Source organism: Polaromonas sp. P4_H1 (assembly GCF_056400945.1).
In genome coordinates this window covers 1-12,700 of record NZ_JBFUKG010000025.1, presented here as the reverse complement: position 1 = coordinate 12,700, position 12,700 = coordinate 1, and the positions used below count along the sequence as shown (strand labels likewise).

Sequence of the window (12,700 nt, the reverse complement as noted above, 5' to 3'; positions counted from 1 at the left end):
AAATGAATTTGAATTCAAACGGATGACCCGTCTTTATAGCGCGGCGGCGGCCGGCGCATCGGGGCAGGGCGTCAGAAGTGCGGTGGCAGCTCGTCGCGCAGGCTGCGGCCCACCACAACATCGCCGTCGCGCACGGGCTGCTGCTTGAGTTCGGCAATCTCGTGTATCAGGGCATCAATTTGCTGCTGCTGGCGCACGATGACCTTGTCGAGCTGATCCATCAGGTCTTCGGTAAACGAGGCCTTGATCTCCAGATCGGTCAGGCGCTGGTCGGTTGTGTTGGCGGTGGTGTTCGCGGTGGTGTTCGGTTGTTCCATGGGCTTATTGGACATGAACTGGGGAAGTGACGTTTAAATACCCATTCCGGTTGCTCGGGCTACGGGGTGTGCCAAACCCGCGCTCGTGTTTCTGGCAAGACAATGCTGCTCCATCATGACCCAACTCTCTGCCTTCCCCATCACCCAGAAATGGCCCGCCCAACATCCTGACCGGATCCAGCTTTACTCCTTGCCCACGCCCAATGGCGTCAAGGCATCGATCATGCTTGAGGAAACCGGCCTGCCGTATGAGCCTCATCTCGTCAGCTTTGAAGCCCATGACCAGATGTCGCCAGAATTTCTGTCATTGAGTCCCAACAACAAGATTCCCGCCATCCTCGACCCGAACGGCCCCGGCGGCAAACCGCTGGCATTGTTCGAATCCGGCGCCATATTGCTGTACCTGGCCGACAAGTCCGGCCAGTTCATGCCGCAAGACGCCGCTGCCCGCTACGAGACGATTCAGTGGCTGATGTTCCAGATGGGCGGCATCGGGCCCATGTTTGGGCAAATCGGTTTCTTTCACAAGTTCGCCGGCAAAGACTACGAAGACAAACGCCCGCGTGACCGCTACGTCGCCGAGTCAAAACGCCTGCTCGGCGTACTGGAGCAGCGGCTGGAGGGCCGCACCTGGATCATGGGCGACGCCTACACCATCGCCGACATCGCCACCTTCCCCTGGGTGCGCAACCTCGTCGGGTTTTACGAGGCGGGTGAACTGGTGCGGTTTGACAGCTTCCCGAATGTGAAGCGGGTGCTCGCGGCATTTGTGGCGCGGCCGGCGGTTGTCAAAGGCCTGGGGATACCGAAACGGGGTTGACGGCTGCGCGGCTTGGTCGATAGCTGGCGAACGGTTGTCGTTCGTCAGGCTTGCGCACAAAGACCTGGTTGGGTCACCGTTTCGTGGCCGAGTCCATGACTCCACTCGAACCAGCCGCCGTCGTACACGCTGATGCGCTCCCAGCCCATCAGCCAGGCATAGTAAAACGCCACTGATGCGCGCCAGCCCGTGCCGCAGTAAAACGCTGTTTGCAGGCCGGGGTGTATGCCTTCTTCTGCCCAGAACTGGCAGATATCGCCGGCAGGCCGCATGGTGCCGTCCGGCCGTTGAAAGGCGCTCATGTTGTTCACATCAGCGCCATTGCCAGCGCGGCCCCAGCGTGCCCCTGCAATGTCGCCCTTGGCTTTGATGTAGCTGTAGCCAGAGGTCTTGCCGGTGAACTCATCCCACGTACGGATGCTGGCCAGCGCGCCGTCAGGCTGCGATAAAAGCGACTTCGCCTGGTGCGTGTTGATCAGGTAATGCGGACACCCCGGAAAGGCCGCGCCAAAGCTGGCTGCGGGCGGGTGGCGCTGCGGCGCGCCTTCTGCACAAGGCAGCGCCGCGCGCACCCAGGCGTCAAAACCGCCGTCCAGCAGGCGCACGTCCCTGACGCCCGCATAGAGCATCAGGTGAGCGGCACGCGCCGCGGCCGTTGTGTTTCGGCCGTACAGAATCACCGTCGTGTCATGACGAATACCCAGGCCCAACAACAATTGCAGCAAGGCCGAGTCAGGCACCTTGTTCCAGAACGGTCCTTCTTCCAGGCAGAGGGTGTCCAGGTAGGCGGCGCCGGGTATGTGGCTTTTCAAGAATGCGCTGGGCGCCCCGCAATCGACCTCCAACAAACGCCAGTTGTTCGCCGGTGCGGCGCTCACGCTGGCGCCCGCCATCAGCCTGGCGAGCCAGGCTGGCGTGATGAGCTGTTGCCAGCGTGGCGAGGCGACGTGAAAGAAGGGCAAAGCGCGTGCGTATTTTTAGAGGCCAGGATTCAGGCGATGCCCAAGCCAGTGGATTGCAATGAAGGGATAGATTTTCTCACGTCACGGCCGGGCGAACCCGCGCCCGTGCGGCAAGACCCCAGACTGTTGATGGCGTGGGCTATGGACCCAGTGAATATCTGCGAGAGAAGCTATCGTTTTGAGAGTGACTAGCGGGAATCTCCGATTAAATCAAGCGGCGCTGCCAAGGCCATTTGCAGAGTAATTTCATTGCCCTGATTTGCCTTGAATCCCAAGAAGGCATAGAGTGATTTCTCTTACGAAGGACCAACATGGCAACCAGCAGTATTTTCGGCGGCCTGCACGCTCCCGAACATGTCCGGGGAAAAGACACCAACGCACTTGGCCCCAGCGACAACTCCGACAGCGGCAGTGATGCCCAGGGCGCCTACGGCGACGACGAAATGTCCAGCGACAGCGACGCCGTGGGCACCGGCGAGCGCGCGTCGGCGGGCGCAGGCATGGACCCGTCGGACGCCGACATTCTGCCCGACCATATTGAAGGGGAAGAAGACGACGACGAGTCCTCGTCCGATGTCGACTCCGACTTTGACGCCGCCGTGGCCGACGTGCATGACCTGGCGGTGGATGAGTCGGATGATGAGGAAGATGAGGACAAGGACGGCTAGGGCTGAATTCATGCGCTCACTTGGCCGGCCTCATGGGCTAGCTCGGTGTCTTCCACAAAGACCGACCGGTCGAGCATCCGGGGTCGAAGGTCTACTCCAGACTGTCAGCGGCCAAAACGTCCGCCTAGATCTTGCCGCCCATTGCGCGGAGTATGTAATTCAAGGCAATGAAGGCAACAACAAAACTAGGCCAGGCCATTCCAGCAATGGCTACAGCTGAGTGTCTAAATTTTCCTTTTGCAGCAGCCATTCCTGCCGCTGTGAAAACAGCTATGAAAAGCACGATCACTGCACAAAAAATTATCGTTTGGCCATTACTTGCGCCCAATCGAAATAGAAGAGCCAACGGAAGAATCGCCACGCAGTTCACGAAAGCCATTGCCAATACTGGGGGCTCACCTTTCTCCGCTGAATCGGGCTCATCGTTTGTCATTGCTCCGAGAGGTTGATTTCGTTCGATAGAGGTAGACGCTCTCAGCTTCGCGCCAATTGAAAAACATATTGCGTGGACTAACCCTGGGCCATAAAGTGACAGCAGCGTTACTACAGGAGTTGTGGTTCCACGATTCATAGCTGCTGGAGCCCCACTTAAATAGCGATCCCAGAGGATGCCAAAGAAGGACAACAAAAGGGCCCCAATTGGAAACAAAGCCAGTTGAGGTCGCCCAATGGAGCCTCCCCGTGCATGAGCTACCCATACAAGACAAGCTGGTGCGATCAACGCAAAAAAGTAGAAATGAGGTGGTGTCTCGACAGGTCCGGTATGAGCAGACATGAAGACAAAAAGATAGGACCAAGGCGCTCCACCATACAGGGCCACCAACATCCCGGCGATATACGCCCAAATGAACTTAGTCCGACTCACTTTATTTTCTCCCCGCTTAATTTTTATATTGAGCGCAATATACCTTGATCCTCGACTGCGGCTGATCTCTTGGCGCTTCGGCAAGAGACCGCTAATTCCTCCCGTGATTAGTGTCCGCTTCCACGCTGCAATCCGGCCCATCAAAGAGTTGGTGGTGACAAGCTGAAAAAAACTGGCAAGGGTCATTCGTCTCATGGAGGTCACCGGCAGCATACGACCCAAAAGAAGTCCTTCGACAACTTGATGCAATATCTTGAAAGCAGCCTCGCGATGTGCGACACATCGTATGACATACACGTCCAGCAGTCGTAACGAATAATTGAGGCTGGAGTAGCTAACCGGGCTTCCCGAGAACGGCCACTCCCAAGAGGCATTTGATGCTGCGGCTGGAGACGAGGGCCCGGTTGTAGGCCAGCAGGACTATCTCGAGGAGGACGGCCGGGTCATAAGCGGGCGCGCCGGTGGCGTCGTTGTTGTAGCGGACATGCAGGGCACCCAAATCGAGTACATGATCAACCAGGTAGTCCAGAGAATCCCTTAGGCCTTCGCTTTCTTCGAAGGTTTCGACTTGCCAGAACTGTTGAGGGCGACTGCTTGGCGAACGAGCGCCTTGAAGGCGGACTCGTCAACTGCTTTTCCTTCGTGGATGTCGATCGCGCGGCGTACGTTTCCGTCGAGGCTCGAGTTGAAGAGACGGGCCGGATCCTTCAGAGACGCGCCCTTGGCGAAGGTGAGCTTCACTTTATCCTTGTAGGATTCGCCAGTGCAGATGATGCCGTCGTGCGACCAAACCGGAGTGCCCATCCACTGCCACTCCTCGACAACGTCCGGGTCTGCTTCCTGGATGAGCTTGCGCATTCTGCCGAGGGTTTCCCCGCGCCAGTCCCCGAGTTCGGCGATTCTTTTCGAGATGAGCTCCGATGCCGACTGGTCTTGGCTCGCGTCCGACTTTTTCATGTTTTCATCCTGGAAGTTCCAGATATATTTCATTTGCAAGACCGTCGGCTGGAGCGCATTGTTGGGCCGCAAATTGGAAAACAATGAGGCAAGGCCGGGGCTACTGTTACTTCGCCGCCGGTGCGTCCAGAAACGCGCTGATCGTCGGCACCAGCCACTCGGTGCGCGCCGTCACCTTCATGTGATCGGTGCCGGGGAGCACGGCAAGCTGCGCCTGCGGAAGGGCCCGGAACATCTCCACGGCGTGTTCGGGGCGTATGACGTCGGCGTCGCCGACGATAACGAGCGCCGGCGCGGTGATGCCGCGGATGGCGTCAGCCGGGATGTCCTTGAAGTCGCGCACGCGCTGGGCGGCCTTGTCGTGAAACATTCGCAGGTTCTCGGGGTGCGGCGCGACCTTGAGATACTCCTCCTGCAATTCCTTCGGCATGTTCTCCAGCTTGGCCTTGGCCATCGCCTTCCAAAGCCAAGGATAGGCGCCATCGCGCCTGGACAAGGCCGATGCCAATACGAGCTTGTGCACGACTTTCGGATGCCGGATCGCCACCTGCAACGCGATCGTGCCGCCATTGCTGAAACCGAAGAGATCGGCTTTTTCGATGTGCAGGTAGTCCAACAACGCGGCAGTGTCGTCCGCCGACTGCTCGAAGCTGAACGGACGGTCAGCAATGTCCGCCGTGTGCCCGTAGCCCTGCTGCTCGAACGCAATGATCTGCCGGTCACGCGCAAGCTCCGGCAGGATGTGACCGAAAGAGGTCTTGATTGTGTCGCCGCCGCCATGTAGCAGCACGAGTGGCGGTCGCGCCGGGTTGGCAATGCCGTGAATCTCAAAGTAAATTCGCAGGCCGTTGACGGGAGCATAGCCGGTCTGAACAGGCTGCTTGACGACGCCACTGGCGAGACTACGACTGCCGCAGCCAGATGACAGAGCTACACCAAGTAGCAGGATTGCCGCGCCGACAATCTTCATAGGTCTCCTTCTCTTGCGGCCCAACGTAAAGATGACCGGACCACCAACACATGCGGCGAAGCCGCCTCCTGCTGCTGTGGGTCCGTGTCGATTGATGGGGTTAGGCGTCATTTGAGTGGCGGCTCAATAGGATCACTCTCGGCGCGGCCTCTTGTGAGGGGTGTGGCTATTAGCCTGGACTTTGATCTGTTATGTAGTCAATGCGAAACGACTTGTTCGTAACGAACAGCGCTGTCATGTCTCCGTCTGGAGATGCGCCATGCTCCATTGCTTCACCCTCTGGAAACCAAACGAATGTTCCCGGACCAAATTCACCCCGGTGAGTTACAAGCTTGCCCTCAAGGACGTACATTCCGTGACCGCAAGGGTGTCTGTGATGAGGGTTTATCAGTCCAGCCGGATACCGCAATAGCGTCACACTCATCCCGGTTTCAGGTTCGTTGAGTAGGTTTTTGACATGAAACGGTCTTCCGATTTGCTCCATTAGCCTTTCAGTCCATTCCATCTCAGAGGGGTTTACTACCACTATGCTTCCGGTGATCATTTTCTCTCCTTGGCAAGTTTCTCAGCGTTTTTCTGCCCACCGTCACGTTGCACTGGTGGAAAAGTTGGTTGCTTCCTTCGCAGCAGAACAGCGACTGGGATCTCTTTGTAGCGGAAACGAGTAATAGAAGCAATCGACGTCGTAGGGTGCGCTGATGACGCCTAACTTTGATATATCCCGCAAAACTGCGGAATAACACGGCGCCCTGCCGGATAACATGGCGCTGAAAACTCAAAAACCCTGTTTTTAATCATTTAGTTAACTCGGTCAACTGCGTATTTGCACAGGTATATTGGATTTGAGAAAGTCGCCGTCGTCAATTACGGCACCAAGACATCCATTCTTAATTAACTGTGACGGTCTGGCTATCCTCGGAATTGAGGATGAGTGGTTGTCATCGGCCAAAGTGTTTGGACGGCTTGCCTCGGTCCAAGGTGGTCATTGCTCGCCTCCAACAATATCTTTATCTCTAGGTTAGCGGACTGGCCCAAGTGGCGTTCAACCAGCCTCAAACCACTTCTTCACCTGCCTGCAACATACGCCACCCGGCGTATATCCCAATCCCCCTCCGGTCCCCAGAATCCATTCATCGCTGCGTAAAAGCCCGAGTTTCCGGGCTTGAGCGCTGCGAAACGCGATTTACCACCCTACCGGAGAAGCACTCATGCAACGTCGATTTACCCTCAAGGCGCTTACCGCTGCCGTCGCGCTGACGGGCCTTTCTGCCCTGTCAGCACATGCCCAGACCACGGGCACGATCAAGGTTGGCATTCTGCACAGCCTGTCGGGCACCATGGCCATTTCCGAGACCGTGTTGAAAGACACTGTGCTGATGGCGATTGACGAGATCAATGCCAAAGGTGGCGTGATGGGCAAGAAGCTTGAGCCCGTGATTGTGGATCCGGCTTCCAACTGGCCGCTGTTTGCTGAAAAAACCAAGCAGTTGCTGGGCCAGGACAAGGTTTCGGTGATTTTCGGCTGCTGGACGTCGGTGTCCCGCAAGTCGGTGCTGCCCGTCGTTGAGGAAATGAACGGTCTGCTGTTCTACCCCGTGCAGTACGAAGGTGAAGAACTCTCCAAGAACGTGTTCTACACGGGCGCGGCGCCTAACCAGCAGGCCATTCCTGCGGTGGACTACCTGATGAGCAAGGCCGGTGGCGGCGCCAAGCGCTGGGTTCTGCTGGGTACCGACTATGTGTACCCACGCACCACCAACAAGATTTTGCGCGCCTACCTGAAGAGCAAGGGCGTGAAGGACACTGACATCGACGAGAAGTACACCCCGTTTGGCCACTCTGACTACCAGACCATCGTGGCTGACGTGAAGAAATTCTCTGCCGGCGGCAAGACGGCCGTGGTGTCCACCATCAACGGTGACTCCAACGTGCCTTTCTACAAAGAGCTGGGCAATGCCGGCCTGAAGGCCAAGGACGTGCCTGTGGTCGCCTTCTCGGTGGGTGAAGAAGAACTGCGCGGCGTGGACACGAAGCCGCTGGTCGGCCACCTGGCTGCCTGGAACTACTTCCAGTCGATCAAGAGCCCGGCCAACACCGAGTTCATCAAGAAGTGGTCTGACTACGCCAAGGCCAAGGGCATTGCCGGCCACAAAGACAAGCCTCTGACCAATGACCCGATGGAAGCTACCTACATCGGCATCAACATGTGGAAGCAGGCTGTCGAGAAAGCCAAGTCCACCGACACCGACAAGGTTATTGCCGCCATGGCTGGCCAGACCTTCAAGGCACCGTCGGGCATCGTGTCGAAGATGGATGAGAAAAACCACCACCTGCACAAGTCGGTCTTCATCGGTGAGATCAAGGCCGACGGCCAGTTCAATGTGGTGTGGAAGACGCCTGGCCCGGTGAAGGCCAAGCCATGGAGCCCGTACATCGAAGGCAACGACAAGAAGCCAGACGAGCCGGCCAAGGTCGCTTCGAAGTAAGCGCACCGCAGCCCACGCGGGCCTGTAACGCAAGCCGCACCTGGTTCGCAAGAAATAGGTGCGGCTTTTCAGCTGCAGACCCACGAAGGTCAAGGGTATGTGATTCTTGGCCCGCTTCTTGCGCCGTAGTGGTGCCAGTCGTTTCATCACCCAAGGGAGTTGCAGCCTGGGTCCTTGCCGAGCCCAGCCTACAGGTTCTTTCATGCACATCTACAGACGACTTTTCTTTTACCGACGCCTCCCGCAGCTTCTGCTGGTCGCGGTTTTTTCATTCGCCGGCCAGGCCATGGCCCTGACGGGCGAGGAGGCCAGGGCCATGGCGCTGGGCGAGACCGAGGCGCGGGTCGAGGCCTTGAACAAGGCCGCAGCCAATGCGGATGCGAAAACTGCCGCCTTCATCCAGGCCATGGCCGACGATGCCGTCAAAACCGCGGGCGACAAGGTGTTTGTGGTCAAGGACGACAAGGCTTTAGATCCGGTGACGGGCGCCGAGCTGACCTTGCCGGCCGATGCTGAAGACGTCATCAACAACAACATGATGCGTGGCGAGCTGGACACGGCACTGGCTGCGCTGAAGCTGTTCTCCAAAGAAGAGAAGGTGCGCCGCGATGCCATCAAGACCCTCTCGGGCGGCAGCGACGAAGCCCGCCTGCCGCTGATTGAAAAAGCCTATGCGGCCGAAACCGTGCCGGCGCTGAAAAGCCAGCTGGAGCTGGTGCGCGCCGCCATCCTGCTGGGCAGCAGCGACAAGGCCAAGCGCCTGGAAGCGGCCACGCAACTCGCCACCAGCAACAACCCCAACACCAAGACCGTATTGATCGAACGCCTGGGCAGCGAGGAAGATGCCGACGTCAAGGTGGCGCTGCGGGCCGCTCTGGCCAAGGTGGAGGCTTCGCTGGCCTGGGGCGACAAGCTGGGCGCCATCTTCAGCGGCATCAGCCTGGGCAGCATCTTGCTGCTGGTGGCGCTGGGCCTGGCGATCACCTACGGCCTGATGGGCGTCATCAACATGGCGCACGGTGAGCTGATGATGATTGGCGCCTACGCCACCTACGTGGTGCAGGGCCTCTTCCAGAAGTATTTGCCCGGCGCGTTTGACTGGTACCTGCTGGCCGCCGTGCCGGTGGCCTTCCTGGCGTCGGCGCTGATGGGCGCGGCGCTGGAGCGCAGCGTGATCCGCTTCCTGTATGGCCGCCCGCTCGAGACACTGCTGGCCACCTGGGGTATCAGCCTGATGCTGCAGCAGCTGGTGCGCTCCATCTTCGGCGCGCAAAACGTCGGCGTCGAAAACCCGGTATGGATGAGCGGCGGCGTGCAGGTGCTGGGCAATCTCTCGCTGCCCTACAACCGGCTGGTCATCATCGGCTTTGCCATTGCCGTGCTGCTGGGCATGGCCTGGCTGATCAGCAGGACGCGGCTGGGCCTGTTTGTGCGCGGCGTCACGCAAAACCGGCCCATTGCCTCGTGCATGGGCGTGAACACGGCACGCGTGGACACCTACGCGTTTGCGCTGGGCTCGGGCATTGCCGGGCTGGCGGGCTGCGCGCTGAGCCAGGTCGGCAATGTGGGGCCGGACCTGGGGCAGGGCTACATCGTGGACTCGTTCATGGTGGTGGTGCTGGGTGGCGTGGGCCAGCTGGCCGGCACGGTGTATGCCGCGATGGGCCTGGGCATCCTGAACAAATTCCTCGAAGGCTGGACGGGCGCGGTGCTGGCCAAGATTGCCGTGCTGGTGTTCATCATCATCTTCATCCAGAAGCGGCCGCAGGGCATCTTTGCGATGAAGGGCCGCTCGGCAGAGGCATGAACATGAAAATGCCCATCCCCATGCCCACCATCGTGCACCTTCCGGCCAAAGGCCCCTTGCTTACCCGCGCCGGCTGGAGCGCTTTCATGATTGCGCTCATCGCCGTCTGCGCGGTGGCGCCGGTGCTGAACCTGTGGGTGCCGCAGGGCAGCATGTTCCACATGAGCACCTATGCCGTGGCGCTGCTGGGCAAGATCATGTGCTACGCCATCTGTGCGCTGGCCATGGACCTGATCTGGGGCTACACCGGCATTTTGTCGCTGGGCCACGGCGTGTTCTTTGCATTGGGCGGCTACGCCATGGGCATGTACCTCATGCGCCAGATTGGCCGCGACGGCAACTACAAAAGCGACTTGCCCGACTTCATGGTCTTTCTCGACTGGAAGGCGCTGCCCTGGCACTGGACCTTCAGCGACAGCTTTATTGCCACGCTGATTTTGATTGTGGCGGTGCCGGGCCTGGTGGCCTTTGTGTTCGGCTACTTTGCCTTCCGCTCGCGCATCAAGGGTGTTTACTTTTCCATCATCACGCAGGCCATGACCTTTGCGGCCATGCTGCTGTTCTTTCGCAATGAAACCGGCTTTGGCGGCAACAATGGTTTCACCGACTTCAAGCGGATTCTGCACATCCCGCTCGCCACGCCCTCCATGCGCATGGTGCTGTTCGTGCTGACGGGCCTGACCTTGCTGGGCTTCTTCCTGTTTTCCAAATGGCTGGTCGGCAGCAAGTTTGGCCGCGTGCTGCAGGCCATACGCGATGCCGAAACGCGCGTCATGTTCTCCGGCTACAACCCGCTGGGCTACAAGCTCACCATCTGGGTGATTTCTGCCATCATGTGCGGTGTGGCGGGTGCGCTATACGTGCCGCAGGTCGGCATCATCAACCCCGGCGAAATGAGCCCGGCCAACTCGATTGAAATTGCCATCTGGGCGGCGGTGGGCGGGCGCGCCAGCCTGATCGGGCCGATTGTGGGCGCCTTCATCGTCAACGGCGCCAAGAGCTGGCTCACCGTGGCGTATCCGGAGTTCTGGCTGTACTTTCTGGGCGCCTTGTTTATTGGCGTGACGCTGTTCCTGCCCCAGGGCGTGGTGGGGCTGGTCAAGAAATTGCGTAAGGGAAGCGCGCAATGACCCCCGACCTGCTTGAGCAAGGCGCACGCCGCGTTGAAGAGCACCTGGCGCTGCTGGCGGCCGGAAAAAACAACACGGAATCGGGAGGGCGCAACGCCAGCACGGGCCGCATAGTTGAGTCCGGCGAAGTTGACACCACCCACGGCCGCATCCTCTACCTGGAAGATGTGAGCGTCAGCTTCGACGGCTTCAAGGCCATCAACAAGCTGTCATTGGACATTGCCCCGGGCGAGCTGCGCTGCATCATCGGCCCCAACGGCGCCGGCAAGACGACCATGATGGACATCATCACCGGCAAGACCCGGCCCGATGAAGGCACGGTTTTCTTTGGCAGCACGATTGATTTGCTGCGCCACAAGGAAGCCGAAATTGCTCAGATGGGCATTGGCCGAAAGTTCCAGAAGCCCACGGTGTTTGAACAACTCACCGTGTTTGAAAACCTGGAGCTGGCCCTGAAGACCAACAAGGGCGTGAAGTCCTCCATGTTTTTCAGGCTCGACTCGGCGCAAAGCGACCAGTTGGCCGAAACACTGGTGACGATTCATTTGGCCGACAGCGTGAACCGCATGGCGGGCAACCTGAGCCACGGACAAAAACAGTGGCTGGAAATCGGCATGCTGCTGATGCAGGACCCCAAGTTGCTGCTGCTGGACGAGCCGGTGGCAGGCATGACAGACGAGGAAACCGCGCGCACGGCCGAGCTGTTTCTGTCGCTCAAGGGCAAGCATTCGCTGATGGTGGTGGAGCATGACATGAGCTTCATCAAGACCATTTCGGAAATTGTGACGGTGCTGTGTGATGGGGCGGTGCTGGCGCAGGGGACGCTGGATCAGGTGCAGGCGGATGAGCGGGTGATTGAGGTGTATCTTGGGCGGTGAGGTGTTCTTTTCATCCGTTCAGGCTGAGTCTGTTGAAGCCCTGATGATGCGGTCGCCGCGTGCTTTCACGACGAGGCCGGGGGTAGCCCGGCAGCTAGTAACTTTCTTTTGCTTCGCCAAAAGAAAGTCACCAAAGAAAAGGCGACCCTGCTGTCTGCGTCCCTCCGCTGCGCTGCGGGCAGCCTGCGGTGCTCGGTCCAGGCGGGGTCTCGCTCAACTCGCTGCGCTCAGACAATCGCGATCCCTGATCCGCCTGGCCCTGCGCTCCTCGGCGCAGACAGAAGGGGGTTTGAGAGGAAAGCCCAAATACCGGAGTCCGAAGTCCGAAGATCACAATGACACGCCGTGGCGTGTCATTGTTTGTCTTGGTATTTTCTTTGGGCATTCGGTATTGCTATCCGCCCCTCACCCGTGTGGCTGGGCCGAGCAGCGCAGATGGAGGCGGGATCAGGGCCGCAGTTGTTTGAGCCGAAGGCGAGTTCTGCGGACCCCCGCCGGAGTCGAGCAGCACAGGTTGCCCGTAGCGCAGCGAAGGGACCCAGACTGCGGGTCGCCTTTCTTTTCCTTAGGTTTCTTTGGCGAAGTGTATGGACAGGAGACATGGGAAACAGGTGTTCGGAGACATAGGAAACACTTTGCCCGGTTAGTTGGAATCGAGGATGGTGTTCATGTTGATGCGCATGAAGTGATGATGGCAGAAGAAAGCATCGAAGCAACCATCGGCCCGGGGATCTGCCCTGAACGCGATGGGCAGTCGGTGCAGCGCAGTGGAGACCCTGAGCTTGACACCCTGAAACGCGACAGCACCATTCCAGCCCACGACCCGCACGATGCACGATG

14 protein-coding genes and 1 pseudogene are annotated in these 12,700 nt (G+C 59.0%); 7 read left to right on the top strand and 8 right to left on the bottom strand.

Annotation, left to right across the window (positions count from 1 at the left end; translation table 11 throughout):
• Nucleotides 1–71 precede the first annotated feature (71 nt).
• Nucleotides 72–317, bottom strand: a complete 246-nt coding sequence (locus tag AC1DS5_RS23555) for a SlyX family protein (protein WP_477720676.1) — start codon at nucleotides 315–317, stop codon at nucleotides 72–74.
• A gap of 115 nt (nucleotides 318–432) precedes the next feature.
• On the opposite strand from AC1DS5_RS23555, the gene AC1DS5_RS23550 reads away from it, so the two are divergent.
• Entirely contained in the window at nucleotides 433–1,137 is a 705-nt protein-coding gene (locus AC1DS5_RS23550) for a glutathione binding-like protein (RefSeq protein ID WP_477720675.1), read from the top strand.
• A gap of 44 nt (nucleotides 1,138–1,181) precedes the next feature.
• On the opposite strand, the gene AC1DS5_RS23545 is transcribed toward AC1DS5_RS23550, so the two are convergent.
• Entirely contained in the window at nucleotides 1,182–1,949 is a 768-nt protein-coding gene (locus tag AC1DS5_RS23545; RefSeq protein ID WP_477720674.1) for a sulfurtransferase, read from the bottom strand.
• Between AC1DS5_RS23545 and AC1DS5_RS23540 the strand changes: the two genes are divergently transcribed.
• A complete protein-coding gene (locus AC1DS5_RS23540; protein ID WP_477720673.1) occupies nucleotides 1,936–2,088 on the top strand; it encodes a hypothetical protein in 153 nt (50 codons plus the stop codon). The two genes, AC1DS5_RS23545 and AC1DS5_RS23540, sit on opposite strands and share 14 nt — an antisense overlap.
• 322 nt (nucleotides 2,089–2,410) lie before the next feature.
• On the top strand, nucleotides 2,411–2,767 hold the full coding sequence (locus AC1DS5_RS23535; protein ID WP_477720672.1) for a hypothetical protein: 357 nt from the start codon (nucleotides 2,411–2,413) through the stop codon (nucleotides 2,765–2,767).
• A 124-nt stretch (nucleotides 2,768–2,891) separates the two neighbouring features.
• On the opposite strand, the gene AC1DS5_RS23530 is transcribed toward AC1DS5_RS23535, so the two are convergent.
• From AC1DS5_RS23530 to AC1DS5_RS23510, 5 genes are all read right to left on the bottom strand, one after another.
• Entirely contained in the window at nucleotides 2,892–3,827 is a 936-nt protein-coding gene (locus AC1DS5_RS23530) for a hypothetical protein (RefSeq protein ID WP_477720671.1), read from the bottom strand.
• A gap of 139 nt (nucleotides 3,828–3,966) precedes the next feature.
• Nucleotides 3,967–4,131 (bottom strand): transposase, encoded by a 165-nt coding sequence (locus tag AC1DS5_RS23525; protein WP_477720670.1) that lies wholly within the window; start codon nucleotides 4,129–4,131, stop codon nucleotides 3,967–3,969.
• 38 nt (nucleotides 4,132–4,169) lie between these two features.
• Nucleotides 4,170–4,589 (bottom strand): DUF1801 domain-containing protein, encoded by a 420-nt coding sequence (locus tag AC1DS5_RS23520; RefSeq protein WP_477720715.1) that lies wholly within the window; start codon nucleotides 4,587–4,589, stop codon nucleotides 4,170–4,172.
• A 106-nt stretch (nucleotides 4,590–4,695) separates the two neighbouring features.
• Nucleotides 4,696–5,559 carry an alpha/beta fold hydrolase gene (locus AC1DS5_RS23515; RefSeq protein ID WP_477720669.1) on the bottom strand — a complete coding sequence of 288 codons (864 nt, stop codon included), beginning with the start codon at nucleotides 5,557–5,559 and terminating at the stop codon, nucleotides 4,696–4,698.
• A 169-nt stretch (nucleotides 5,560–5,728) separates the two neighbouring features.
• Nucleotides 5,729–6,103: a cupin domain-containing protein gene (locus AC1DS5_RS23510; protein ID WP_477720668.1), complete on the bottom strand. Its 375-nt coding sequence runs from the start codon at nucleotides 6,101–6,103 to the stop codon at nucleotides 5,729–5,731.
• Nucleotides 6,104–6,767: 664 nt separating this feature from the next.
• Between AC1DS5_RS23510 and urtA the strand changes: the two genes are divergently transcribed.
• The 4 genes from urtA to urtD all read left to right on the top strand — a co-directional run bounded on the left by urtA (nucleotide 6,768) and on the right by urtD (nucleotide 11,860).
• Nucleotides 6,768–8,045 (top strand): urea ABC transporter substrate-binding protein, encoded by a 1,278-nt coding sequence (urtA, locus tag AC1DS5_RS23505; protein ID WP_477720667.1) that lies wholly within the window; start codon nucleotides 6,768–6,770, stop codon nucleotides 8,043–8,045.
• 286 nt (nucleotides 8,046–8,331) lie between these two features.
• Nucleotides 8,332–9,852: an urea ABC transporter permease subunit UrtB gene (gene urtB / locus AC1DS5_RS23500; RefSeq protein ID WP_477720714.1), complete on the top strand. Its 1,521-nt coding sequence runs from the start codon at nucleotides 8,332–8,334 to the stop codon at nucleotides 9,850–9,852.
• Nucleotides 9,849–10,982 carry an urea ABC transporter permease subunit UrtC gene (gene urtC / locus AC1DS5_RS23495; RefSeq protein WP_477720666.1) on the top strand — a complete coding sequence of 378 codons (1,134 nt, stop codon included), beginning with the start codon at nucleotides 9,849–9,851 and terminating at the stop codon, nucleotides 10,980–10,982. The genes urtB and urtC overlap by 4 nt, the downstream gene beginning before the upstream one ends.
• Nucleotides 10,979–11,860, top strand: coding sequence for an urea ABC transporter ATP-binding protein UrtD (gene urtD / locus AC1DS5_RS23490; protein ID WP_477720665.1), 882 nt, complete (start codon nucleotides 10,979–10,981; stop codon nucleotides 11,858–11,860). The genes urtC and urtD overlap by 4 nt, the downstream gene beginning before the upstream one ends.
• Nucleotides 11,861–12,503: 643 nt before the next feature.
• Here the strand turns inward: urtD and AC1DS5_RS23485 are convergent.
• Nucleotides 12,504–12,700, bottom strand: a pseudogene (locus tag AC1DS5_RS23485) (IS481 family transposase); the annotation flags it as partial.

What these genes read in the sequence shown, in the direction of transcription:
- urtA (WP_477720667.1), top strand. Translation starts at nt 6,768, where the DNA reads ATGCAACGTCGATTTACCCTCAAGGCGCTTACCGCTGCCGTCGCGCTG.
- urtC (WP_477720666.1), top strand. Translation starts at nt 9,849, where the DNA reads ATGAACATGAAAATGCCCATCCCCATGCCCACCATCGTGCACCTTCCG.
- urtD (WP_477720665.1), top strand. Translation starts at nt 10,979, where the DNA reads ATGACCCCCGACCTGCTTGAGCAAGGCGCACGCCGCGTTGAAGAGCAC.
- AC1DS5_RS23535 (WP_477720672.1), top strand. Translation starts at nt 2,411, where the DNA reads ATGGCAACCAGCAGTATTTTCGGCGGCCTGCACGCTCCCGAACATGTC.
- AC1DS5_RS23530 (WP_477720671.1), bottom strand. Translation starts at nt 3,827, where the DNA reads ATGAGACGAATGACCCTTGCCAGTTTTTTTCAGCTTGTCACCACCAAC.
- AC1DS5_RS23515 (WP_477720669.1), bottom strand. Translation starts at nt 5,559, where the DNA reads ATGAAGATTGTCGGCGCGGCAATCCTGCTACTTGGTGTAGCTCTGTCA.
- AC1DS5_RS23510 (WP_477720668.1), bottom strand. Translation starts at nt 6,103, where the DNA reads ATGATCACCGGAAGCATAGTGGTAGTAAACCCCTCTGAGATGGAATGG.
- urtB (WP_477720714.1), top strand. Translation starts at nt 8,332, where the DNA reads ATGGCCCTGACGGGCGAGGAGGCCAGGGCCATGGCGCTGGGCGAGACC.
- AC1DS5_RS23555 (WP_477720676.1), bottom strand. Translation starts at nt 317, where the DNA reads ATGGAACAACCGAACACCACCGCGAACACCACCGCCAACACAACCGAC.
- AC1DS5_RS23520 (WP_477720715.1), bottom strand. Translation starts at nt 4,589, where the DNA reads ATGAAAAAGTCGGACGCGAGCCAAGACCAGTCGGCATCGGAGCTCATC.
- AC1DS5_RS23540 (WP_477720673.1), top strand. Translation starts at nt 1,936, where the DNA reads ATGTGGCTTTTCAAGAATGCGCTGGGCGCCCCGCAATCGACCTCCAAC.
- AC1DS5_RS23550 (WP_477720675.1), top strand. Translation starts at nt 433, where the DNA reads ATGACCCAACTCTCTGCCTTCCCCATCACCCAGAAATGGCCCGCCCAA.